21 protein-coding genes are annotated in these 24,281 nt (G+C 67.7%); 7 read left to right on the forward strand and 14 right to left on the reverse strand.

From position 1 onward, the window contains the following. Positions 1-35 precede the first annotated feature (35 nt). The 14 genes from cobJ to dut form a co-directional block, all read right to left on the reverse strand. Positions 36-806 carry a precorrin-3B C(17)-methyltransferase gene (gene cobJ, locus QZ294_RS00845; protein ID WP_297045311.1) on the reverse strand — a complete coding sequence of 257 codons (771 nt, stop codon included), beginning with the start codon at positions 804-806 and terminating at the stop codon, positions 36-38. Next, a complete protein-coding gene (locus tag QZ294_RS00850; RefSeq protein WP_297045313.1) occupies positions 803-2,056 on the reverse strand; it encodes a cobalamin biosynthesis protein in 1,254 nt (417 codons plus the stop codon). Before QZ294_RS00850 ends, cobJ begins: the two co-directional genes overlap by 4 nt. Then, the gene (gene hemL / locus QZ294_RS00855; protein ID WP_297045316.1) at positions 2,053-3,330 is read right to left on the reverse strand and encodes a glutamate-1-semialdehyde 2,1-aminomutase; all 1,278 of its coding nucleotides are present in this window, start codon (positions 3,328-3,330) and stop codon (positions 2,053-2,055) included. The genes QZ294_RS00850 and hemL overlap by 4 nt, the downstream gene beginning before the upstream one ends. Before the next feature lie 55 nt (positions 3,331-3,385). Next, positions 3,386-3,865 carry an Lrp/AsnC family transcriptional regulator gene (locus QZ294_RS00860; protein ID WP_297045318.1) on the reverse strand — a complete coding sequence of 160 codons (480 nt, stop codon included), beginning with the start codon at positions 3,863-3,865 and terminating at the stop codon, positions 3,386-3,388. A gap of 127 nt (positions 3,866-3,992) precedes the next feature. Beyond that, positions 3,993-4,547 carry a hypothetical protein gene (locus QZ294_RS00865; protein WP_297045321.1) on the reverse strand — a complete coding sequence of 185 codons (555 nt, stop codon included), beginning with the start codon at positions 4,545-4,547 and terminating at the stop codon, positions 3,993-3,995. A gap of 136 nt (positions 4,548-4,683) precedes the next feature. Continuing rightward, entirely contained in the window at positions 4,684-5,568 is an 885-nt protein-coding gene (locus QZ294_RS00870; protein ID WP_297045324.1) for a hypothetical protein, read from the reverse strand. A gap of 170 nt (positions 5,569-5,738) precedes the next feature. Continuing rightward, positions 5,739-6,458: a hypothetical protein gene (locus tag QZ294_RS00875; RefSeq protein WP_297045327.1), complete on the reverse strand. Its 720-nt coding sequence runs from the start codon at positions 6,456-6,458 to the stop codon at positions 5,739-5,741. A 61-nt stretch (positions 6,459-6,519) separates the two neighbouring features. Beyond that, positions 6,520-7,701, reverse strand: a complete 1,182-nt coding sequence (gene qmoC / locus QZ294_RS00880) for a quinone-interacting membrane-bound oxidoreductase complex subunit QmoC (RefSeq protein WP_297045330.1) — start codon at positions 7,699-7,701, stop codon at positions 6,520-6,522. A gap of 12 nt (positions 7,702-7,713) precedes the next feature. Next, positions 7,714-10,038 (reverse strand): hydrogenase iron-sulfur subunit, encoded by a 2,325-nt coding sequence (locus tag QZ294_RS00885; RefSeq protein ID WP_297045333.1) that lies wholly within the window; start codon positions 10,036-10,038, stop codon positions 7,714-7,716. A gap of 5 nt (positions 10,039-10,043) precedes the next feature. After that, positions 10,044-11,279, reverse strand: a complete 1,236-nt coding sequence (locus QZ294_RS00890) for a CoB--CoM heterodisulfide reductase iron-sulfur subunit A family protein (RefSeq protein ID WP_297045336.1) — start codon at positions 11,277-11,279, stop codon at positions 10,044-10,046. Between the two features lie 320 nt (positions 11,280-11,599). Further along, entirely contained in the window at positions 11,600-13,588 is a 1,989-nt protein-coding gene (aprA, locus tag QZ294_RS00895) for an adenylyl-sulfate reductase subunit alpha (RefSeq protein ID WP_297045340.1), read from the reverse strand. A gap of 33 nt (positions 13,589-13,621) precedes the next feature. Continuing rightward, positions 13,622-14,110, reverse strand: coding sequence for an adenylyl-sulfate reductase subunit beta (gene aprB / locus QZ294_RS00900; RefSeq protein WP_297045342.1), 489 nt, complete (start codon positions 14,108-14,110; stop codon positions 13,622-13,624). Positions 14,111-14,473: 363 nt separating this feature from the next. Then, a complete protein-coding gene (locus QZ294_RS00905; protein WP_297045345.1) occupies positions 14,474-15,673 on the reverse strand; it encodes an aspartate aminotransferase family protein in 1,200 nt (399 codons plus the stop codon). A 115-nt stretch (positions 15,674-15,788) separates the two neighbouring features. Further along, on the reverse strand, positions 15,789-16,289 hold the full coding sequence (gene dut / locus QZ294_RS00910) for a dUTP diphosphatase (protein WP_297045348.1): 501 nt from the start codon (positions 16,287-16,289) through the stop codon (positions 15,789-15,791). Between the two features lie 121 nt (positions 16,290-16,410). Here dut and QZ294_RS00915 point away from each other — a divergent pair, with 121 nt between their 5' ends. From QZ294_RS00915 to QZ294_RS00945, 7 genes are all read left to right on the forward strand, one after another. After that, a complete protein-coding gene (locus tag QZ294_RS00915) occupies positions 16,411-17,244 on the forward strand; it encodes a shikimate dehydrogenase (protein ID WP_297045350.1) in 834 nt (277 codons plus the stop codon). Positions 17,245-17,541: 297 nt separating this feature from the next. Further along, on the forward strand, positions 17,542-17,976 hold the full coding sequence (gene aroQ / locus QZ294_RS00920; RefSeq protein WP_297045353.1) for a type II 3-dehydroquinate dehydratase: 435 nt from the start codon (positions 17,542-17,544) through the stop codon (positions 17,974-17,976). Between the two features lie 238 nt (positions 17,977-18,214). Then, positions 18,215-18,799, forward strand: a complete 585-nt coding sequence (locus tag QZ294_RS00925) for a 4Fe-4S dicluster domain-containing protein (protein WP_297045355.1) — start codon at positions 18,215-18,217, stop codon at positions 18,797-18,799. Continuing rightward, entirely contained in the window at positions 18,796-19,716 is a 921-nt protein-coding gene (locus QZ294_RS00930; protein WP_297045359.1) for a CoB--CoM heterodisulfide reductase iron-sulfur subunit B family protein, read from the forward strand. Before QZ294_RS00925 ends, QZ294_RS00930 begins: the two co-directional genes overlap by 4 nt. Next, positions 19,713-21,674, forward strand: a complete 1,962-nt coding sequence (locus QZ294_RS00935) for a CoB--CoM heterodisulfide reductase iron-sulfur subunit A family protein (RefSeq protein ID WP_297045362.1) — start codon at positions 19,713-19,715, stop codon at positions 21,672-21,674. The genes QZ294_RS00930 and QZ294_RS00935 overlap by 4 nt, the downstream gene beginning before the upstream one ends. After that, entirely contained in the window at positions 21,662-23,110 is a 1,449-nt protein-coding gene (locus tag QZ294_RS00940) for a hydrogenase iron-sulfur subunit (protein WP_297045364.1), read from the forward strand. The genes QZ294_RS00935 and QZ294_RS00940 overlap by 13 nt, the downstream gene beginning before the upstream one ends. Continuing rightward, positions 23,107-24,186, forward strand: a complete 1,080-nt coding sequence (locus tag QZ294_RS00945; RefSeq protein WP_297045366.1) for a 4Fe-4S dicluster domain-containing protein — start codon at positions 23,107-23,109, stop codon at positions 24,184-24,186. Before QZ294_RS00940 ends, QZ294_RS00945 begins: the two co-directional genes overlap by 4 nt. Positions 24,187-24,281 lie beyond the last annotated feature (95 nt).

Here is a 24,281-nt window from a genome sequence, read left to right on the forward strand (position 1 = left end):
CTACGCTTCGGGGCGGAAAAATCCAAGGCTGTTTTTCAGGCACGATCCAGGCTGTAGCCGCGCGGGGTGAGCATGTAGCCGCCGGCCCTGCGGCTCTCGCTGTTGCCGATGATGACGAGGGAGAGCATGTCCGCGCGCGAGGGGTCGGCATCCGCCAGCGTGGTGAGGATGACCTCCTGCCCGGGGCGGAAGGCCTTGCGGACCATGCCCACCGGGCAGTCGGGCGCGCGCAGGCGGCGCGCGGTCTCCAGCGCCATGGCGAGGTGGTCCGGGCGCCCGTGCGAGCGCGGATTGTAGAGCACGCAGACGAAATCCGCCTCCAGTGCGGCTTCGAGCCTGTGCCGGATGCGCGCAAGCGGGGTGAGCAGGTCGCTCAGGCTCACGCAGGCGAAGTCATGGGTCAGGGGCGCGCCCAGCAGGGCCGCGGCGGCGCAGAGCGCGGGCACCCCGGGCACCACGGTGAAGGGCACGGTTTCCAGCAGGTCCCGCTGCTCAAGCATCTCCAGCGCAAGCCCCGCCATGGCATAGATGCCCGCGTCACCGGAGCTGACCAGGGCCGTGGGCGTGCCGCCAAGGGCGGACTCCACGGCGGCGGCGCAGCGTTCGTGTTCCCGGCGCATGCCCGAGCCGATGCGGCGCTTGCCCGCGAGCAGCTCCGGGGGCACCAGGTCGAGATACAGGTCATAGCCCGCAATGCAGCGCGCCGTCTCCAGCGCGGCGCGGGCCTGCGGCGTGAGCAGGGCGGCATCGCCGGGGCCGAGTCCCACGACGAGGAGCGGCGCGGCGCCGGGGGGAGTGTGCGTCATGATCCTTCTCCTTCGCCGGGGGCGACGCTCAGGGCAACGGCCACGGTGACGCGGCCCGCGAAAACGGTCTTGGGCGCCAGCAGGACGGCTCCGGCGGCGAGGTCTGCCTGTCGCGCCGCGAGCAGGGCGGCGGCTTCGCACACGCTGAACGGGGGCAGGCCGAAGCGTTGCCCCGCGGCCGGGGAGGGGTGCGGCGCGGGCACGGCCGCCAGTTGCGGGGCCGCGAACGCCAGAAGCGGCACGCCGAGCGCGCGCGCCGCCTTTTCCAGGCCAGGCTCGTCCGTTTTTTCCGTCACGGTGGCGAGATCCGCAAGGGCCGCCGGTTCCAGACCGTGTTCTTCCAGTGTGCGGGCAAGAGCCGCGAGAATGGCCGGGGCGTCCGTTCCCCCGCGACAGCCGATGCCCGCATGGAGGCGGCGCGCGGCCAGACGCAGCAGCCCCGACGCCGGGGCGCGGCGCTCCCAGTGGACGGCCACGAGCGGGACGTCCCCTCCGGCGGGAAGGTCCGCCGCCTCCAGCCGCAGGAACTGCGGGGCGCGCGCCTGAGGCAGGCAGGCGCGGGGATCAAGCAGAGGAACAGGCTCGCCCTCGAGCAACGCCGCGGCCACGCGGGGCAGGCGTTCCCAGTCGAGGATCCGCAGGCCCGCGTCACGGGCGAGGATGTCCAGAGCGGGGGGCGCCCCCGGCGCCGTGTCCGAGGCGGTGGTGATGACGGGGAGCGCCCGGAGCAGGCGGCCCACATGCCGGGCGAGGTCGTTGCCGCCGCCCCAGTGCCCGGAAAGGAGGCTCACCGCGAAGCGTCCCGCCGGATCAAGCACCACCACGGGGGGGTCCACGCTCTTGTGGCGCAGCAGCGGCGCCAGCGCCCGCACGGCGATGCCCGCCGCGCCAATGACGATGTGCCCCTGGTGGCGGCGATAGTTGCGCGCCAGGGCGGCGGAAAAGCGGGCAAAGGGGTGGAATCCCGCGCCGGGGGGCGCGGCGTCTTCGGCGACGGTCCCGGGCGCGCAGATCCGGGCGGGCGCGAACAGGCGGCAGGCGCGCACGTCCGCATCGCCTCCGGGCGATGACCAGGGCGCTTCCGCCAGGCGGGCGGCAAGGGCGCGGGCGGTGGCAAGCCCCTGACGGCTGAGCGTCCAGCAGGCAAGGGCGGGAAAGGCCGCGCCGGTTTCGCGGGGCGCCGTTTCCGGCCGCTTTCGGGAATGCCGGCGCAGGGGGCGCCGGGCCGGGGAACGCCGCACCGGGATCACGCCCGGAAGTCCACCGCCTCCGCCGCCTCCAGGGCGCGGGCGAAGTCTTCGTCCGTATGCGCGAACGAGACCATGCCCGTCTCGAAGCCCGAGGGCGCGAGATAGATGCCGTGCGCCCGCATCTGCTTGTAGAAGGCGGTGAAGAGCTTCTGGTCGCAGGCTTTGGACTGCGCGAAGTTCGTCACTGGCGTGGCGCTGAAGAAGGGGCAGAACATGGAGGCGATGGCCGGCACCTGAACGGGAACGCCCTTGGCCCGCAGGATGTCGCCCAGCGTGCGGGCAAAGGCGGCGGTGCGGGCCTCCAGGGCGGCATAGTCCATGGTCCTGAGAAGGCGCAGGGTGGCGAGGCCCGCCGCCATAGCCAGCGGATTGCCCGAAAGCGTGCCCGCCTGATAGACGTCTCCCGCCGGGGCCACGCGTTCCATATAGCGGCGCTTGCCGCCGAATGCGCCCACCGGCAGGCCCCCGCCGATGATCTTGCCGAAGCAGGTGAGGTCAGGGTCGATGCCGAAGCGCGCCTGCGCGCCGCCGTAGGCCAGGCGGAAGCCCGTGATGACCTCGTCGAAGATGAGCAGGCTCCGGGCGTCTTCCGTCAGGCGGCGCAGGCCCTCCAGAAAGCCCGGCAGCGGCGGCACGAGTCCCATATTGGCGGCCACCGGCTCCACAATGACCGCCGCGATGCGCTCCCCGTGCTGCCGGAAGCACGCCTCGGCCGCGGCAAGGTCGTTGTAGGGCACGAGCAGGGTCTCTTCCACCACGGCCCGGGGCACGCCGGGCGTGCCGGGAATGGAAAGCGTGGCTACCCCGGAACCGGCGGCGGCGAGGAAGGGGTCCGCATGGCCGTGGTAGCAGCCGATGAACTTGACCACCTTGTCCCGCCCGGTGACGGCGCGGGCCAGGCGCAGGGCGCTCATGGTGGCCTCGGTGCCGGAATTGACCATGCGTACCATTTCCAGGCCGGGCATGGCCGCCACCACTTCCTCGGCCAGGGCCACCTCGTCCGGGCAGGGGGCGCCGAAGCTGGTGCCCCGGCCCACGGCCGCGCGCAGGGCCGCGCTCACGGAAGGCTCGTCATGGCCGAGGATCATGGGACCCCAGGACAGGACGAAATCCACATAGTCCCTGCCGTCCACATCCCTGAGATGGGCGCCGTGGGCCTCGGCGATGAAGAGGGGCAGGCTCTCCACATTGCGGCAGGCCCGCACCGGGCTGTTGACGCCGCCGGGGATGAGGGCGCAGGCCGCTTCGTAGAGCTGGCGCGAACGTTCGTCCATGGCAGAGGCTCCTTGTCTCGTTCTCGTGCCGCCGGGCGTTTCCCGGGGAACGCGGTCAGGCGAAATAGATCATGGAAGTTTTTTTCAGTTCCCTGAGGCTGCGGAGGACGGCATAGTCGCGCAGGGGCCAGGCGGCCAGCAGGTCCTCCACCACGCCCAGGCATTCGGCCTCGCTGCGGCCGTGCACCATGGTGTAGAGGGTATAGGGCCAGTCGGGCGCGGCGCTGGGCCGGTAATAGGCGTGGGAGACACGCGCGTGCGCGGCGGCGATGGGACCGCAGACGTTCGCCGTTTCTTCGTCGGCGATCCAGGCCACCATGGCGTTGTGCGTCCAGCCGGTGCGCTGGTGGCGGATGCTGGCGCCGAAACGGCGGATGGACCCGCTCGCCCTGAGACGGGAAAGCAGGCCGAGCACCTCGGCTTCCGTCAGGCCCGTCTGCGCGGCGATGTCCGCATAGGGCGTGAGCGAATCGGGAAGATCCCCCTGCACGATGGCAAGCGCCGCGCGTTCGGCGGCGCTGAACTGCGGCGGCATGCCTGCTCCTGGTGTCTCAGCGCGAAAATTCCGCGCGGGTCCGCGGTGTCCGCCTTTGCAGGCAGACACCGGTTTCCGGGCATCGGGGGCGCTGGCGCGGCGGTCGCCCTCGTCGGATGACCGTTTGCTAGCGCTTGAACGAGCGCGCGAAAAGGTCCTGGATGGCGATGCGGCCGTTGTCTTCCAGGAAACGGGTGCCCGTGGCCGCAAAGTGGGCGTGCGCGATGACCGGCGCCTCCACTTCCGTCCAGACGTCCTTGTCCCAGACGAACCAGGCGCCGCGCGGCTGGTCGAAAACATGGAGGGGCTTGTTGCAGATCTTGGCGAATTCCGCGCCCCAGCCCGTGCCGCCCTTGACGGTATTGTCCGGCTGGATGGCGCCCACCACAAAGACCTCGTCGCCGCTGCTCACCTGCCAGCAGATGGACTGGAGCACCTTGCGGAAGAGCGGGGCGCGCGTGTACTCCCGGTTCATGAGGCGGGAAACGTAGGTCAGGCTCACGTCCTTGAGGGCAAGCTCCTCGGAGGTGAGGACGCGCACGCCGCGGCTGCGGTCGATCTGGTGGCCTTCAAAGCTGTAGTTCACTTCCTCGATGCCCCAGCTTTCCGCGAGCGCGCCGAAAAACTGTTCCGTTCCGGCGGCGCCGCCGCTGTAGAGCACGCATTGCGCGGGATTGAGCATGGTCGACTCCTGAAAGAGGGTGATGGCCCGGCGGCCGGGCCGACATCATGGCAGAATTCCGCCTCCGGGGCAAGGCGCGGGCGTCCGCTCCAGACGGGACTTGGAATATCATATACTCCAGCCTTGCGAAAGCGCTCTAGTGTCGTGCGCCCGTGTCCTCTTCCTCGAACGCGGGGCTGAAGCTGTTGATGCCCCAGGTGAGCGCCAGCACATAGAGCGCGGCAAAGACCGCCAGGGCCGAGCAGAGAAACGGCGGCGCGGACAGCGCCAGGCGCATGAGCAGGGTGCCGATGACAAAGCCGGAATTGCGGAACACGGCGAAATAGCAGGGCATGTAGCGCTGGGCGATGAGCACCATGCCGATATCCGCAAAGATGAGCACCGTGTAGATGGTTTCAAAAAATCCCGAGCCTCCGGGAACCGGATGCCCGTGCAGGGCCGCCCAGATGTGCTCCGCGCCGATGCCCACGAAAATGCCGAAGAGGATGAGGGCCAGGAGCTTTTTGCTGAGGATGTACCGCTGCCGCTGCGCGTCGCTGCGGATGAAATGCTGGTGACGCTGGATATGCCGGTAAACGCCGAGGCAGAGGAAGACGCAGAGCGCGGCCGTGGCCGAGGCCGCGATCTCCCCGATCTGGAGGAGATTGCCCAGGCCGATCTCCACGGGTTCGCCGAATTTGGGAAGCTCCTTGAAGGCGTTGCGCAGCAGGATGAGCGTCAGGATCTCCAGCTGCTTGCCCATGGAGCGCGAAAGCGAGGCCGGCAGCACAAAGATGAGGCTCAGCACCTCCATGCCCAGGATGAGGGTGAAGGCAAGCTCGATGGCCCAGAAATGGCTGTGCGGCGGTCGCGGCAGCCACGCCGGGAAGACCCCCTGACGCTGGAGTTCCACGGCCGCCAGGATGAACAGATAGATCCAGAGCAGATACAGGGCCAGGCGGCGCTGGGTGAGCGCGCCCTCCCAGAACTGGTGCAGCCGGTCATAGAGGCGGCAAAGCGCGGGGGCAAGGGTGCCGGGCATGGAGTCTCCCTGAAACGTGGCCGGCGGCGGCCTGCGCGCCGGTCGCATGCGTGCCGCAAGGATAGCGTCACGGGCGCAAAAGTCAAAGCGGAACGCCGGGGGGAGAGAAAAGGCCGCCGGAGCCTCCCGTGCGGGAAACTCCGGCGGCCGGAACTGTCCGTGGAATCGTTCTAGAAGCCGAAGCCGTCCGAATCGGCGCCGGAGGCACCGAAGCCGAAGTCATCCGGCACGCTGCTTTCGGCGGCGGGCTGGGCCTCTTCGGCCGCAACGGCGCCGGCGGCGCCGGCAGCGGCGCCACCCACGACCATGCCCTTGAGTCCGTCCTTGATGGCGTCCTTGATGGTCTGCATGAGTTCGTCGTGGCTCACGGCGACCTTGCCCTGGAATTCGGCGATCTGGCGGTTGAGACCGCCCATGTCGGTCTTCATGGCCTTGATCTTGCCTTCCAGCTCGTCGCATTTTTTCTGCGCGGCCTCGGCGCGGGACTCAAAGGGTTCCAGTTCGCGCACGCGGGCTTCAAGCTTGACCACGGCCTCGCTCTGGCGGGTGGCGGCGGCATTGGCCTCGGCCAGGGCGTCCAGCGCCTGGGCGGCCAGGGCCTTGGTGCGGCCGTCCATGGGCGTGAGAGAGACATTGTCGCCCAGGGCCTTGCGCGATTTGGCAACAAAGGCCGCCCAGTCCTGGCCTTCGGCCCATTCAAAGTCCATGAATTTCGGGTACCAGCGCGCGAGCCACGCGGCCGCGAACGGCGCCACGGCGGCGGCGCAGGCGGCGCAGGTCACGGAACGGCCCGCGATGAAGCCGGCCAGTTCCTTCACGTCCGCGTCCTTTTTGCCCGTGACGAGGGCGAGAACGGATTCCAGGGGAAAGACTTTACGATCGTCAGCCATGGCGGCTTCCTCCTCAAAAAACGATACGACGTTCGTGCGTTGCCCGTGCCGTGGCTGCGGGTCAGCTTCTTCCATACATCCGCACATAGACCATGGCCGCCACCCGGTACACGAAGTGCCCGAGCTTGGACCACGGCGCATAGGCGAAGAGCATCCAGACAAAGACCAGATGCAGGTAGTAGACGATGAAGGCCGCGTGGACGGAGTCCATGAGCCGGAAGATCTGGGAGAGCATGCCGGTCACGGCCACCAGCCAGATGATGCCGAGCAGGTACCAGTCATACCAGCTGGAGGACTGGTATTTGGGATTGAGCCGCGCGCGCCGCCAGGTGAGCAGGGCCAGGGCCACGAGGAGCAGGAGGGCGCCCACATTGGCGAGGATCTTCACCGGGAAGGTCAGGGGCATGGGCGTTTCGATGAGGATGCACGGCAGCACCTTGCCGCCCCAGTGCCCCAGGGCCACGATGGCCGTGACGCAGGCGAGGATGGCGAAGCTCCAGACCAGCATGGTGTGCGAGAGACGGCGCCCCTCCTGGGGCACGCCGGTGGCCGGGCCGTCCTGGCAGTCGTCGAACTTGCGGCCCGTGATGATCTCGTCGAAGAGCACATCCCAGAGGTGCAGGAGCCAGCACTTTTGCCTGCCCAGCACGAGGAGGCTGCCGCCGGGCTTGAACATGCGCCAGAGGCGCACGCAGCCCACGGCGAGGATGGCCGCCGCGCCAAAGAAGGTGAGCATGAAGATGGGGTCGATGGTGTAGTCGCCGTAGAAGATCTGGCCGAAGACGATCCGGCCGTCCGCAGCGCGGGGGAACCACTCGCCGTTGTTGTAGCCCGCGCGGATCCACCAGACCACCAGCCAGAGGAGGGCCGGGATGGCGAAGAGCCAGGCAAGCCCCCGGGAGGAACTCATCCACTTGCCCACGATGGCCGGGGCCGTGAGGTCGCGGTAGATCATGTTCCTGGCGGCGGCCATCATTTCCGCGGGCTTGGCGCCGCGCGGGCAGAGGTCCGAGCAGTTGCCGCAGTTGTGGCAGAGCCAGAGGTCCACATCGGCCGCGAGCTTGTCCTTGAGGCCCCAGGAAGCCCAGACCATTTCCTTGCGCGGATAGGGCGCCACCTCCGGCGAGAGCGGGCAGGCCACCGAGCAGGTGGCGCACTGGAAGCACTTTTTGAGGTCTTCGCCCCCGGCTTCCATAAGCTCCCGCGTGAAGGCGGGATCGGTGTGCAGCGTCATTTGCGCCATGAGACCTTCCTCCTACATGCCCTTGAACGGGTTGGGGCCAAGGGCCGTGATCCGGGCGACAAAGCCGTCGATGAGGTCCGGCACCCTGTCATATTCGTCAATAGCCACCTCGAGCTGATCCACGCGCTCCGGCTCCACGCCGAGGCGGCTCAGGGTCTCGGCGATGTTGTCGCGCCTGCGGCTGCAGATCTCCGAACCCTTGATGAAGTGGCACTGGTAGTCATCGCCGTACTTGCAGCCCAGCAGGAGCACGCCGTCAAAGCCCTTGCTCATGGCGTCGGAGACCCAGATGGCGTTGACCGAACCCAGGCAGCGGACCGGGATGACGCGGCAGTACGGACTCCATGCCCTGCCGCGCATGCCCGCCATGTCCAGCGCCGGGTAGGCGTCGTTTTCGCAGGCGAGGATGAGGATGCGCGGGCCTTCCTTCTTGAAGTCCTTGGGCACGCGCACTTCGCGGATCATGGAGCCGATCTGGTCGATGCTGTAGTTGGCGAAGGAGATGACGCGTTCCGGACAGGCCCCGAAACAGGTGCCGCAGCGGCGGCAGCGCGCCGGATTGGGCTTGGGCGTGCCCTTTTCGTCATCGTCCAGCGCGCCGAAGGGGCATTCCTCGGTGCAGCGCTTGCACTGGGTGCAGCGCACGAAGTTGAAGAGCGGGTACGAGGTGTCGCCCGAGCGCGGCAGAACGGCCACGCCGTGTTCCGCCGCCTCGATGCACTGGATGGCCTTGAGCACGGCGCCGCGGGCGTCCTCCTCGCAGGCGTCCAGCGTCATGGGCTGGCGCACGCAGCCGGCGGCATAGACGCCGGTGCGCCGCGTCTCGTAGGGGAAGCAGATGTAGTTGGAGTCCGCGTAGCCGTCGAAGAGGTCAAGGTCGGGGAAGTCCGGGCCTTGCCGATAGGCGAAGTTGACGGTCAGGTCCTTGGCCGTGGTGGGCACCAGGCCGCAGGGCAGCACGACGAGGTCCACATCCAGATCAAAGTCCATGCCCAGCAGGGTGTTGGCGCAGGAGACCACTACCCGGTCGCCATGGTCCGTGATGGCGGTGACGTCGGCCTTGGTCAGCATCAGGCCCAGACGGTCCTGCATCTTCTTGTAGAAGCGTTCCAGGATGCCGGGGATAGCCATGTTCTTGTAGATGACGAAGGCCTGGACCGCGTCGTTGGTTTTGTCGCAGATGATATTGGCCTGGCGCAGCATGCCCACGCTGTTCACGGCGTTGGAGTACTGGAGATGGCGGATGCTCTCCAGGTCTTCCTTGACGTAGGGCGCGTCCATGTTTTCGCCGTCGCTCTCCACGTTCTGGCCTTCGTCCGCCTTCTGGGCATCGGCGGCTTCGTCGGCGCCGCCGTCACCGGCCTTGTCCGCCAGGGCAGGCGCGCCAAAGGCCTTTTCGGCCAGGGTGGTGTCGAGCACAAAGGCGATGCGCCGCGCCGTGACCGTGCCTTCCACGAGCATTTTCGCGAACTGGCCCGCATGGATGATGGACGGGCTGCCGTAGCCCATTGGCTCAAGATATTTGCCGTCCAGCGGCGTCCAGCCCGTGGCGAGCACCACCGCGCCCACCTGGACCGTCACCGTACCGGAAGGCGTGGCAAGCTCGGCCGTGAATTCGCCGGGCTGGCCCTCCAGTTTCGTCACCGTGGACTGAAGATGCAGGGTGATGGCCGGTTCGGCCTCCAGCCGGGCGATATGATCCGCCAGGTTGAGCGGCTCCTTGTCCGTCCAGGGGGAGGACAGGGGCGAGGTCATGGGGATGTTGCTGGCCGCGCCGCCGAGCTTGTCGGTCTTTTCCACCAGAACGACCTCGTAGCCCGTGGCCGCGGACTCCATGGCCGCGCGCATGCCCGTCCAGCCGCCGCCGATGACGAGGATGCGGCGCACCCCGGCCACCACGGCGGGTTCGGGGGTCTCGGTTTTCTGGAGGCGCACCATGCCCATGTTCACATAGTCGGTAGCCATGAGCCGCAACAGCTCGGGCGCTTCGCCGGGGGCAAGCCCCTCCACGGAGGCGCCGTCCGGGTCGCGGTAGGCGAGCACGCACTGCTCGCGCAGGTTGACGTGCTCCACCTGGACAGGGGTGTCGCCATTGGGCGCGAAGCGGTAAAGGTCCGCGTCCACGCGCGGCGAGGCGCCGCAGAGGAGGACGCCGTCCAGCCCCTGGGCCGCGATGTCGGCCCGGATTTCGTCCACGGCCTCGGCGAGCACGGGCACCACCTTGACCGTGGCCGCAAGCTCGCCCCATTTGTCGCGCAGGTCCTGGGCCAGGGCCTCCGCGTCCAGGCCGCCGCCGATGTTTGACTGATCAAAATAGACGCCAATCTTGCCGGCCATGCCGCCTACCTCCCTTTCACCGTTTGTACCGCCTTCAGGGCGGCGGCTGTGCCGGACTGGGCCGAGCGCGTCACGTCGAGCGGCATGCGCGCGCAGCCGCAGGCAAAGATGCCCGCCTCCTCGCCGCCCGCCACAAAGCCGTCCTCGTCCAGCGGGAGCGGCAGGGGCAGGTCCTGTCCGGCCAGGGCGGGTTGCATGCCCGTTGCCAGGACGGCGAGATCGAAGTCGAGAGAAAGCTTTTCGCCGCGCACCGCGTCCTCGGCCGTGAGGCGCACCCGGTCGTTTTCGATCTGGACGGCTTCGGCCACCTTGCCCTTGATGAAGGTCACGTTGGGGAGCGCCTGCACCTTTTCCAGCACCTTGACGTAGCGGCCGGGCGCGCGCAGGTCGATATAGAAGACCGTGACCTTTGTCTGCGGGTGCTGCTCGGCGAGGTAGAGGCACTGCTTGAAGGTAGCCATGCAGCAGATATAGGAGCAGTAGCCGAGGTGGTTCTGGTCGCGGGAGCCGGCGCACTGCACAAAGCCCACCGAGAGCGGCGTCCGCCCGTCGGAGGGCCGCACGATCCTGCCGCCCGTGGGTCCGAAGGCCGAGGCCAGGCGCTCCATCTGCATGTTGCTGATGCAGTTGCGGATCTCGCCCCCGCCGAGGTTGGTGAGATTGCGCATGGCATAGGGCTTCCAGCCTGTAGCCACCACGATGGCGCCCACGGAAAGCTCGATCTCGCGCGGGGACTCATCCATCTGCAGGAAGCGGTTCCCGGCCACGCGCGCCGCGTCGGCGCGGGTGAGGGTGTCCGGGTCCAGCGTCCAGCGCGCGGGGTAGGCGAAGGGCATGGGCTTGTAGAGCGCCTTGCGAGAACCCAGGCCGAAGTCGAATTCGCTGGGGGCCTCGCCGTCCAGGCTCTGGGCCAGCAGGCTGAAATCCACGTTATGCGGCGCCGTGTGCCGGGGCGAGAGGCGCACGCGCGCCGTGTAGTCGCCCTTGCGCCCGGAAAGGCCCACCACCTCCGCGAGCGTCAGGCAGGTGATGCGCGGGTTCTTCCTGATGCGCTGGAACTGGATCTCCAGACCGCAGGAGGGCGGGCAGAGTTTGGGAAAATACTTGCTGAGCTGGGCCACCCGGCCGCCGAGCCAGGGCGATTTTTCCACGAGATAGACGTCGTGGCCCAGTTCCGCCGCTTCGAGGGCGGCGGTGAGGCCCGAAAAGCCCCCGCCCACGACGAGAATGGCGTTGGACATCCTGGAGATCCTCCTGCGTTGCGCGGCGCACGGCATACCGGCTCCCGCCGCGGGAACCGCCCCGGAGGCCGGAGCGGATGAAAAAGGGGGCCTTCCCCCTGACAGTGGCAAACGCCGCGAGGCGGGGTTTGCGCCGCTGGCGGCAAACCCGCCGGCGAAAAGACACGAAAAACAGGCGCGTGACGGCGCGGCGGCGCCGCGGGCGTCTGCTTCCGCAGCCGCCGGAGCGTTGACGCGATTTCCTTGCGAAAACGCTCTCGTGGCAGCCTCAGGAGGCGGCCCTGGGGCCGCCTCCTGAAAGCGTGATGCCGTTTGCCCGACTAGTCGGGGATGATCTGGATGTAGGGCTTCTTGAAGAAGGTGGTCTCGCCGGTGGCGGGATTGAACTTCGAGTTCACGAAGCACTTCCACTTGCTGTCGTCCAGGCCCATGTGGTCCGCGCGATAGTAGAAGCCCGGATAGCGGGATTCTTCGCGGAAGGCGATGTGCTGCATGTGCAGGCGCACCGTCCACAGGCGATGGTAGTTCTCCCAGCAGCGCAGAAGCTCATGCAGGTCGCGGGCGGCCAGCTTGGCGGAGTCTTCCTCCAGCATGTCAAGCAGATGGAAGCCCGTGTTGAGCATGGCCTGGGAGGTGGTGTAGTAGGTCGCCACGCCGCCGCCGTATTCGTCGGTGGCCTTGATGAGCCGCATCATGAAGTTCTTGGGCGCGATGTAGCTCGGGTTGACCACGGGGTCGGTGGAGACGGCCTTGCCCTTCTGGAAGTTGTAGTAGGGCCGGTAGATGAGGTCGCGCAGCTCGTCCTCGGTCTCCTTGATCTGGGGCTGGAAGTCCTTGTGATCCACGCAGAAGCGCACCATCTGCTTGCCGGCGATGCGGCCTTCGGCGTGCGAGCCGGAGGAGAACTTGTGGCCGGAAGCGCCCACGCCGTCGGCGCAGGTGAACAGGCCCTCGACCGTAGTCATGCGGTTGTAGACCTTGCCGTTGCTAGCGCGGATCTTGTACTCCTCGGGAACCCAGGCTTCGTCCGGGCCGGAGACCCAGATGCCGCAGCAGCCGGAGTGCGAACCGAGCAGATACGGCTCGGTGGGCATGATCTCGGAGCCGCGCTCCTCGGGCATGGTGTCGGTGCAGGCCCACAGGTTGGCCTGGCCCACGCACATGTCGAGGAAGTCTTCCCACGCCTCGGACTCGAGGTCCTTCTGCTGCTCTTCGTTGAGCGTGGCGAAGGTGGTGTTGAGGGCGGTCTTGGTGTCCATGTAGATGGGACCGCGGCCTTCGCGCATCTCGCGGAGCATCATGTGGTTACGCAGGCAGGTGGGGATGACGTTGCCCTTGGCGTAGCCGCGATCCTCGTAGGGCTTGAGCATGGCCTTGTTGGTCACGCAGTAGTCTTCGCCCTTGGCGTTGGTGGCCTTGGCCTTGAAGAGCAGGAACCACGCGCCCACCGGGCCGTAGCCGTCCTTGAAGCGGGCCGGGACGAAGCGGTTTTCCATCATGGTCATCTCGGCGCCGACCTGGGCGCAGAGCGAATAGGTGGAACCGGCATTCCACACCGGGTACCAGGCGCGGCCCATGCCCTCGCCGGTGGAGCGGGGACGGTAGACGTTGACCGCGCCGCCCGCGCCCACCATGATGGCATTGGCGCGGAAGATGTGGACCTCGTTGGCGCGCAGGTTGAAGCCCACGGCGCCGGCGATGCGGTTGGGCACGTTCTTGTCGAGCAGGAGCTTGACGATGAACATGCGCTCCATGATGCGGTCCTCGCCAAGGGCGTTCTTGGCCGCTTCGGCCACGATGCACTTGTAGGACTCGCCGTTGATCATGATCTGCCAGCGGCCGGAACGCACGGGCTTGTCGCCCTTGCGGAGGCTCTTGCCCTGGGCCTTGGCCTGGGCGCCGTTGAGGTTGTGGCCGTTGTCGTCCTTGATCCAGCAGGGCAGGCCCCAGTCCTCGAAGAGCAGGACGCTGTCGTCCACATGGCGGCCCACGTCATAGATGAGGTCTTCGCGCACGATGCCCATGAGGTCGGTGCGGACCATGCGGACATAGTCGTCGGCGGAGTTGTCGCCAAGGTAGGTGTTGATGGCGGAAAGGCCCTGGGCCACGGCGCCGGAGCGCTCGAGGGCGGCCTTGTCGCAGAGCATGATCTTGAGGTTGTGCTTGTCGCCCCAGCGCACGGCCTCGTAGGCCACGCCGCACGCGCCCATGCCGCCGCCCACGATGAGCAGGTCGACGTCATGCGTTTTGCAGACAGGTTCGGAAATGGGCACGCCCTTGGAGGGTTCTTTCACAGGGATCATCGGCATCTTCGTATTCTCCTTCTCGCGTCGCGCGGATGGCTAGTTGCTGTGGGCGATGACGGTCATGGTCTTGTCGGCCTCGGCCACGTCAAACTTCTTGCCGAGGACTTCCTTGGGCGCCGGCAGCGAGGCTTCGGTGAAGAGGCGCTCGTCGTCGAGGCTGTCGCCTTCGGGACGGCCGTCATAGGGTTTGATGGAGCCTTCGGGCGTGGTGCGGATGGGGAACTTGAAGCGTTTCACGTTGCCGTTGCGGAACTGCACCGTCCACATGATGGAATCGGCCGAACGCAGGGGGATACAGGTCCCGCCCATGGGGCAGAAGTCGGCGTAGGGGCGCGCCGAAATGGCGCCCTGGGGGCAGATCTTGACGCAGGAATAGCATTCCCAGCAGGCGTCCGGCTCCTGGTTGTAGGCCTTCATTTCCTCGGGGTCGAGGATCATGAGGTCATTGGGGCAGATGTACATGCAAGCGGTCTTTTCGCCACCCTTGCAGCCGTCGCATTTGGACGGATCGACAAACGTCGGCATACGTGTCCTCCAACTCGTAAGAAGTTATGCCGTGCTCATGCCGGAAATGGCGCGCCCCCCCGGGCATCGCGCGTTTCCGTTCCGGAAAGAGAGCGCATGGCTTGCGAAATTAGTAACAAGGGGTGGCGCTTTGCGTCAAGCCCCCCCTGAAAAATTTCCCGGCTACTTGCCGTCCGCTGAAAAAATAGTCATTGTATTTCAATATGTTGTGGACGAGGAAAAAATTCGCCGCGCGGGCCGGAAGGACCCCTGCGCCCGCGTCCTTACTCTCCGGGGCGCAAAAAAACCCGGGCCGCCGGCGGCGCGGCAGCCCGGGAAACGTCCGTGGCCCGGTCCCGCCGGGCGCGGCCGGAGGGACGAGGCTCAGCGGCCCGTGAGGATGTCCTCCAGCGTGACGGCGAAGCTGTCCAGATCCACTTCGGGAATGGTCAGGGGCGGCAGCAGCCGCAGGGTCATGCCGTGGCAGAGATTGCAGATGAAGCCGCGCCGGAGGAGTTCCTCCCACACGGGCTTGCCTTCCACGGCAGGCTCCACGCCGATCATGAGTCCCATGCCGCGCACCTCGCGGATCTTTTCCGGCAGGCGCGCCTGCAGGGCGCGGAGCCTCTCCATGAGGGCCGCGCCGAGCCTGGCCGCGCGCGCGGGAAGGTCGTCGCGCAGCAGGATCTCCACCACTTTGGCGGCCACGGCGCTGGTGAGCGCGCCGCCGCCGAAGGTGGTGGCGTGGCTGCCCGGTTCGAAGCCGCGCGCCGCCTCGTCCGTGGCGAGCATGGCGCCCATGGGCAGGCCGTTTGCCAGGGATTTTGCCACGCTGACGGCGTCGGGCGTGAGTCCCGCGTGCTGGAAGGCCCAGAATCTGCCCGTGCGCCCCATGCCGCACTGCACCTCGTCGCAGAGCAGGAGGACGCCACGCTCGCGGCACAGGGCCTCCACGCCGCGCAGGTAGTCGGCGGGCAGCGGCACGATGCCGCCCTCGCCCTGGACGCACTCCAGAAGGACGGCGGCCGTGGCCGGCGTCATGGCGGCCGCCAGGGCATCAAGGTCGCAGGAGGGGACCTGGCGGAAGCCCTCGGGCAGCGGCGTGAACCCGTCGGACAGGCTCTGGCGCCCGGTGGCGGCGAGCGTGCCCAGGGTGCGGCCGTGGAAGCAGCCGGAAAGGGTGATGATCTCGAAGGCGTCGCGCCGCTTCACCTTGCGCATGTAGCGTCGGGCGAGCTTGATGCAGGCCTCGTTGGCCTCGGCGCCGGAATTGCAGAAGAACGCCTTGCCGTGATGGGTGGTGGAGAGCAGGCGCCGCGCCAGCTCCAGCTGCTCCTCCTGATAGAAAAGGTTGCTCACATGCCAGAGCTTGCGCGCCTGCGCCTCCAGGGCGGCGTTGACCTCGGGGTTGCAGTGGCCGAGTCCCGTCACGGCGATGCCCGCCAGCAGGTCGATGTATTCCCTGCCGTCCGCGTCCCAGAGGCGCGCGCCCTCGCCCCGGACGATCGCCAGCGGATAGCGGCTGTAGGAGCGGCAGAGCAGGCGCTCTTCCTCCGCCCGGATAGTGTCGAAGGCGTCCGACATGATGAAACTCCTTTGCGGCGGCGTGCGCCGGCTGCGGTTCAACGAACGGGGGAGGCCGGGATCTTCCGCGGGGCGTCGTCCCGCGCGGCGGCCGATCAGGCTGTGCGGCCCGGGTTCAGCGTCCGGTATGGCCGAAGCCGCCCGCGCCGCGCTCCGTGGGCAGGAGCCGGGGCACTTCTTCCCAGGCCGGGCGGGCATAGGGCTGGAACACGAGCTGGGCCACGCGCTCGCCCCGTCTGAGGGTCCGCTCCTCCCCGGAGGTATTCAAAAGGATGACGAGGATCTCGCCGGTATAGTCGGGGTCGATGACGCCCACGCCCTGGGCCACGGTAAGCCCGTCGCGCGCGCCGAGTCCGCTGCGGGAATAGACGAAGCCCGCATAGCCCGGCCTGACGGGCTGGACGCTGATGCCGGCGGGCACGGCCAGGCGGGCGCCCGGGGCGATGCGGGCCTCTTCCTCCGCAAGGCAGGCGCGAAGGTCAAGCCCGGCGGAAAGGGGCGTGGCCGGCGCCAGCAGATCGCCGCCAGCGCGGGCGTAAAGCTCGCGCGCGCCGGGGCGCGCGAAGGCGACGCGGACAGGAAGGGCGCCGTCAGGCGGGGGACCGGTGATATCCATGCCGCGTTGTAGCGCAGCGGGCCGGCGACTGCAAGCGGCGGCGCCCCGCGCGGCGGCACGGGCATTGACCGTACCGCTTTCCGCGGCGTATGGATGGGGCAACTTCAGCCGGGGGGCGCGCATGTCCGCACCGCATCTTCCCGAGACGCTCCATGGCGTCATCGGCTGGCCGCTGGGCCAGAGCCTTTCGCCGCTCGTCCACAACACGGGCTTCCGGGTCCTGGGCATACCGGCCGTCTATCTGCGCTGGGAGATCCCCCCGGAGCGCCTCGGCGCGTTCGTGGACGCCCTGCGCCTGCTGGACATCCGGGGCTGCTCCGTGACCATCCCGCACAAGCAGGCCGTCATGCCCTTTCTGGATGTGGTGAGCGAGCGGGCCACCCTGGCCGGCGCGGCCAATACCCTGTACTGGAAGGACGGCGCCCTGTGCGGGGACAATACCGACGTTGCCGGCTTTCTCGCGCCGCTCGGCGCCGAGCCGCTGGACCGGATGGACGCCCTCCTGCTGGGCGCGGGCGGCGCGGCCCATGCCGTGGCGGCGGCCCTGCGCCTGCGGGGCTGCCGGCGTGTCCGGGTCTGCACGCCGGGCAACCGCCGCCATCTCGACCTGGCCGGGCGCTTCGGCTTCACGCCCGTGGCGTGGGAAGAGCGCCACGACCTGCCCGCCGGCCTGGTCATCAACGCCACGCCCCTGGGCATGCACGGAAAAACCGAGGGCGAAACGCCCTATGATTTTGCCCGCGCCCCGGGCGTGCCCGGCGGCATCGCCTACGACATCGTCTATAATCCCGCGCGCACGCGCTTCCTGTGCGAGGCGGCCCGCGCGGGGCGGCGTTGCGTGAACGGCGTGGAAATGTTCTTCGGCCAGGCCGACGCCCAGTTCCGCATCTGGACCGGGCAGGCCCTGCCGGAGGCCGCGCGGTCGGCGCTGGAAGCCGCGCTGGGGGATCGCTGACGCCCGCATGGTTCTAGGCTCAGACCTCATTAAAAAACGCCCTTATGGTTTTTTCAGCGAGGAAAGGAGATTTTCCGCTGGCCGCCCTTGGCTCCGCTTCGGGCGGGGGCTGTCGCCGCCAGCGCAAAAGCCACCCGGAGGGCGCGCCGCAGGCGCGTTTGCGTTGCCGAGCGAAGCGCGGCTTACGCAAATGGACAGCAACGCAAGGCTGTTTTTGACGGATGATTGCGGCATTGCATAAGCTGCCACATCCCGGCCGGCAGCCACATCAATAGGTTTAGATACTAAGGAGACAGCATGACCGTTCTTGTCCTGCACGGCGTCAACCTCAACATGTTCGGCAGGCGCGACCCGGCCCAGTACGGCACGGCCACGCTGGACGACATCAATGCCGCGCTGGCGGCCCTGGCCGCGGAACTGGGCGCGGGCCTCGTCACCTTCCAGACCAACCATGAGGGCGCCATGGTGGAACGCATCCACGCGGCCCTGGACGACGGCACTTCCGCCGTGGTCATCAATGCGGGCGCGTGGACGCACACCAGCCACGCCATCGCCGACGCCCTGGCTCTCCTGCCCGTGCCCGTGGTGGAGGTGCACATGTCCAACGTACACGCGCGCGAGCCGTTCCGGCACGAGAGCGTCCTTGCGCGCGTCTGCGCCGGGAGCATCGCGGGCTTCGGCGTGCAGAGCTATCTGCTGGGCCTGCGCGCGGCGTGCGCGCTGGTCCGCTGACCTCCCGGCGTCTCTGTCCGCCGCCTGCGCGGGGAGCGGCGAAGGGCCGCGCCGCTCCGGTCCCGCCGTGGAGACAGCCGGACGCGCGCCCGGCGCGGGGCGCTTCCGGCATGTGCCCGGCCCAAGGCTCTCCGGGGGCAAAAGGCTGGATTTTCGTTTGTGCTTCCTGTACGCTGACGGGAACTGCGGCATTTCCTCTTTTCCGGTTGTTCAACCTGCGACCAGCTCCGGAGTTGCCATGAACAATGCCATCTCCCTCGGCCGGATGCGCGACCCGGCCTTCACCCGCGAGGTGGAGGAGCGCAGCGGCCAGAACATCTCCACCTGTTACCAGTGCGGCAACTGCACGGCAGGCTGCCCGGCGGGCTTTGTCTATGACCGCCAGGTGAGCCAGATCATGCGCGGCGTCCAGCTTGGTCTCAGGGAGCAGGTGCTCACGTCCAACGCCATCTGGTACTGCCTGGGCTGCTCCATGTGCAGCCAGCGCTGCCCCAACAATATCGACGTGGCGCGTGTCATGGAGACCCTGCGCCACATGGCCCGCCACGAGGGCGACGTGGCCGTGCCGAAGGTGGAGAAGTTCTGGCTCTCCTTCCTTGACACGGTGCGCGCCTTCGGCCGCACCTATGAGATCGGCACCATGGCGCTCTACATGCTCCGCTCCCTGCGCCTGACCACGGATGTCGATCTTGCGCCGGCCGCGCTCAAGCGGCACAAGCTGCCCTTCATTCCCAAGGGTGCGCCGGACGGCGGCGCGGCCGCCGCGGGCCGCATCCTGGCGCGGTACAAGGCAAGGGCCAAAGCCGAGGGGGTGCGGCCATGAAGTACGCCTATTATCCGGGCTGTTCGCAGGAAGGCTCGGCCCTTGACTACGGCAAGTCCACGGGCGCGCTCTGCGCCGCGCTGGGCATCGAGCTTGCGGAGATCCCGGGCTGGAGCTGCTGCGGCTCCACCCCGGCGCACGCCGTGGATACCGAGCTTTCGGCCGCGCTCTGCGCGCGCAATCTCGATCTTGCGGCGCGGGACGGCGCCGAACAGGTGGTCACGCCCTGTCCGAGCTGCCTTTCCAACCTGCGCCTGGCGGCCGACCGCATGAAGGAACCCGTGTTTCGCGCCCGCGTCAACGAACTGCTGGACGCGCCCGCCGCCGAGCGCCTGCCGGAGTCCACCTCGGTCATGCAGCTCATCGCCCGCGTCTATGACGCGGACAGCCTTGCGGCGCGGGTGACGCGCCCGCTCACCGGCCTGAGGATCGCGGCCTATTACGGCTGCCTCATGAGCCGGCCGGCGGATGTCATGCAGTTCGGCGACCCGGAAAACCCCACGCTCATGGAGAGCCTGCTCTCTGCCTGCGGCGCCGAGATGGTGGAGTTTCCGCTCAAGACGGTCTGCTGCGGCGCGTCCTTCGGCATTCCCGAGCGGCCGCTCACGGCCCGCAACTCCGGGCGCATCCTCGACCTGGCGACGAAGCTCGGCGCGGACGTCATTGCCGTGGCCTGTCCGCTCTGCCAGATGAATCTTGACCTGCGCCAGAAACAGGCGGCCAGGGCCGAGGACGCCTTTTTCCACATGCCGGTGCTCTATTTCACCCAGCTTATGGGCCTCGCCATGGGCATCGCGCCCGAGCATCTCGGTCTGGATCAGCTCTGCGTGAGCGCCGGGTCCCTCCTGCGCAAGATGGAGGCCGCGCGGGCGGCCGCCGGCGCCAAGGGCACGGAAGCCAAGGGAGGCAAGGCATGAGAATCGGCGTCTTCATCTGCCACTGCGGCAGCAATATTGCGGGCACCGTGGACGTGGCCCAGGTGGCGGAACGCGCCCGCCATTACCCGGACGTGGTCTATGCGGACGACCCCATGTACACCTGCGCCGAACCGGGCCAGGCCGCCATCGAAGCCGCCATCAGGGAGTACCGGCTCGACGGCGTGGTGGTGGCCTCCTGCACGCCGCGCATGCACGAGCCTACCTTCCGCCGCACCGTGGCGCGCGCCGGGCTTAACCCCTACATGTTCGAAATGGCGAACATCCGCGAGCATGTCTCGTGGATCGGCAAGGACAGGGAAGCCAATACCAACAAGGCCGCCGAGCTTGTCCTCATGGCCGTGGAAAAGCTGCGCCGCAACCGGCCGCTGGCGCCCAAGTCCTTCGACGTGACCAGAAAGGCGCTCATCATCGGCGGCGGCGTGGCGGGCATCCAGGCCGCGCTTGACTGCGCGGACGGCGGCGTGCCGGTCATCCTGGTGGAGCGCGAGGCCACCATCGGCGGCAAGATGGCGAAGCTGGACAAGACCTTTCCCACGGTGGACTGCTCGGCCTGCATCCTCGGACCCAAGATGGTCGATGTGGCCCAGCATCCGCTCATCACGCTCTACGCCTATTCGGAGGTGGAGGACATCTCCGGCTATGTGGGCAACTTCCAGGTGAAGATCCGCAGGAAGACGCCCTATGTGGACTGGAGCAAGTGCACGGGCTGCGGCGCCTGCACCGAAAAATGCCCCAGCAAGAAAACGCCGGACGCCTTCAACGAATTCACGGGCGACACCACGGCCATCACCATCGCCTTTCCGCAGGCCATCCCCAAGAAGGCGGTCATCAACGCCCCCTACTGCCGCAAGCTCACCAGCGGCAAGTGCGGCATCTGCGCCAAGGTCTGCCCCACCGGGGCCGTCAATTACGAGCTGAAGGACGAGATCGTCACCGAGACCGTTGGCTCCATCGTGGCGGCCACGGGCTATGACCTCATGGACTGGTCGGTCTATGAGGAATACGGCGGCGGCAGGTACCCGGACGTGATCACGGCCCTCCAGTACGAGCGGCTGCTCAACGCCTCCGGACCCACGGGCGGCCATATCGTGCGTCCGTCCGACGGCCGCGAGCCGAAAGACGTGGTCTTCATCCAGTGCGTCGGCTCGCGCGACAGGTCCGTGGGGCGCCCGTACTGCTCCGGCTTCTGCTGCATGTACACGGCCAAGCAGGCCGTGCTCACCAAGGACCATCTGCCCGACTCGCAGTCCTACGTCTTCTATATGGACATCCGCGCCGCGGGCAAGCTCTATGACGAGTTCACGCGCCGCGCCATGGAGGAATACGGCACCCACTACATCCGGGGCCGCGTCTCGGCCATCTATCCTGACGGCGAGGGCCGCTATGTGGTCATGGGCGCCGACACCCTCATGGGCGAGCCTATCGAGATCAAGGCCGACCTCATTGTCCTGGCCGTGGGCATCGAGTCCAGCGAGGGAGCGTCCAAGCTGGCGGAAAAGCTGCGTATCTCCTACGACAGCTACGGCTTCTTCATGGAGAGCCATGTCAAGCTCAAGCCTGTGGAGACCAATACCGCGGGCGTCTTCCTGGCCGGCGCCTGCCAGGGACCCAAGGACATCCCGGCCTCGGTGGCGCAGGGTTCGGCGGCCGCGGCCAAGGTGCTCGACCTGTTCGCCAGGCCGAAACTCCAGAGCGACCCGCAGATCGCCCATGTGGACATCCGCCGCTGCGTGGACTGCGGCAAGTGCATCCGCTGCTGTCCCTTCGGCTCCATCGAGGAAGTGAGCGTGCGCGGCGAAAACAAGGCCCAGGTCATCGAAACGGTCTGCCAGGGCTGCGGCCTCTGCGTGGCGACCTGTCCGCAGGGCGCCATCCAGCTCTCGCATTCCACCGACAATCAGATTCTTGCGGAGGTCAACGCGCTATGCCGGTTCTAGAAGGCAAGGAACTGCGGATCGTCGGCTTTCTCTGCAACTGGTGCTCCTACGGCGGCGCGGACACGGCCGGCGTGGCGCGCGCCGGGCAGCCCACCGACCTGCGCGTCATCCGCGTGCCCTGCACGGGCCGGGTGGACCCGCTCTTCATCGTCAAGGCCCTGCTGGAAGGCGCGGACGGCGTCCTCGTTTCCGGCTGTCACCCGCGCGACTGCCACTATGCCGTGGGCAATTTCTACGCCCGCCGCCGTCTGGAGGTGGTGCGCGAATTTCTGCCCGTGCTCGGCATCGACCAGCGCCGTTTCGCCTATACCTGGGTCTCGGCGTCGGAAGGCCAGCGCTGGCAGGAGGTGGTGCAGAAATTCACCGCTGAGATTCATGCCCTGGGTCCGGCCCCGCGTCTGGAAGATGCAAAGCCGCTGCTGCGCCTGGCCGACATGGCGCTTTCCTCCCTGCATCCGCTGGGCACCGGGCAAAAGGCGCCCCTGGACGAACTCAAGGCCGCCATCAGGGCCAAACTGCCCGAGCTGGAATGCGTCATCGGCTGGCAGCAGGGCTATGACGCGGCCCATGTGGTGCCGCTGTTCATGAAGACCCCCGAAGACGTGGACAAGCTCGTGTGGGGACCGCTCAACGTCAACAATCCCGCCGTCTATCTGCCGCAGTTCAAGGGCAAAAAGGTGGGCGTGGTGGTCAAGGGCTGCGACGCGCGCTCCATCGCCGAACTCCTGCAGGAGCGGCTCATCAGCCGCGAGGACGTGAGCATCTTTTCCATCCCCTGCGAGGGGGTGCTGGACATGGCCCGCGTCAATGCCGAACTGGGCCGCTACACGAAAATCGACAGCGTGAGCATGGACGAGGCGGGCGTGAGCATCACGGCCGACGGCAGGGAGCACCGCTTCTGCATGACCGAATGCGCCCAGGGCAAGTGCTATGGCTGCACCACGCCCGGCGCGGTCATCGCGGACCAGCGCTTCGGCGCGCCCGTGAAGGTGACGCCCGCCGCGCATACCCCGCCGGAACTCGCCATGCTCGACGCCATGAGCCTCGAGGAGCGCATGGGCTTCTGGAAGGCGCAGATGGAGCGCTGCCTGCGCTGCTATGCCTGCCGCAACGCCTGCCCCATGTGCGTCTGCCGCGACCACTGCATCTCGGACTCCCGCGAGCCGCACTGGATGAGCCAGGCCGACAGCGCGCGCGACAAGCTCTTTTTCCAGGCCATCCACGCCCTTCATCTGGCCGGGCGCTGCACGGGCTGCGGCGAATGCCAGCGCGCCTGCCCGCTGGGCATTCCCATCCTCGCGCTGCGCCAGCAGATCGCCCGCGCGGTGGGCAATCTCTTTGACGGCTACAAGGCCGGCATCGACCCCGCGGCCGTGCCGCCGCTGCTCACCTACGCTGTGGACGAAACGCATATCCATGAGAGGGAGTGGAAATGAGCATGATCCGTTTTGTCGCTTCGGACGGGCTGCCGGGTCTTGCGGCCTCCCTCGCCAAGAGCGGGCGCCGCGTCCTCGTGCCCGTGGAAAAGCCCGCCGCCTCCAAGCCCTCCGTGGTCTTCGCGCCCTGGGAGCCGGGCATCGCCATGACCCTCGCCAAGGCCACGGTGCCCCCCAAGGACGCCGTCCTGCCCGAGTGCGAGACGCTCATGACCTTCAGGAAGAGCCGGGACCCGGCGGATCTCAACCAGACCACCGTGGAGCTGGACCCTGTGGAGGCGGCGCGGCCGACGGTGGTCTTCGCCTGCCGCCCCTGTGACGCGCGCGGCTTTGCCGCGCTGGACAAGCCCTTTCTGGAAGGCGTCTATGCCGACCCGTATTACCGGGCGCGGCGCGAGGCTCTGACGGTGGTGAGCCTCACCTGCGCCACGGGCTGCGAGACCTGCTTCTGCCACTGGGTGGGCGGCGGACCCACCTCGCCCGTGGGTTCGGACGTCCTCATCACGGAGATCGAAGGCGGCTATGTGCTCCAGGCCGTGACGCCGCGCGGCGAGGAGCTGCTGGGCGCAACGGACCTGGCGGACGGCGCGGAAAAGTTCCCGCTGGCCGAGGCCGCGCGCAAGGCCGCCTGGGCCAGCCTGGTTCCCGCGCCGGACCTGAAGGATGCCGCGGCGAGCCTCAGGGCCGTTTTCGATGACGCGGCCTTCTGGGAAGCGGAGACCGCGCGCTGCCTTTCCTGCGGGGCCTGCACCTATTTCTGCCCCACCTGCTACTGCTTCAACATCACCGATGAGGGCGAACCGGAAAGTCCCTGCGGCGGCAAACGCCTGCGGAGCTGGGACAACTGCATGTCCTCCCGCTATACGCGCGAGGCCAGCGGCCATAATCCGCGCCCCCACAAGTTCCAGCGCATGCGTAACCGCGTTTCGCACAAGTTCTGGACCTATCCGGAAAACTGGGGGTCCTTCCTGTGCAGCGGTTGCGGCCGGTGCATCGCCAACTGCCCGGTCTGTCTGGATATTCGCGCCATCGTGCTGGATGCCGTGGCGGCGGCCAGGGGCAGGGCGGGCGCTTAGGCGGTTTTCGCCGGTACTCTTGAAGTCCATTTGCGTGAAAGGAGCTGATTCATGGCAACCAAGAAGACTTCCGGAAAGGCCAAGGCCGCTCCCAA

It is taken from the genome of uncultured Desulfovibrio sp. (assembly GCF_910584445.1).
Lineage (GTDB): Bacteria > Desulfobacterota > Desulfovibrionia > Desulfovibrionales > Desulfovibrionaceae > Desulfovibrio.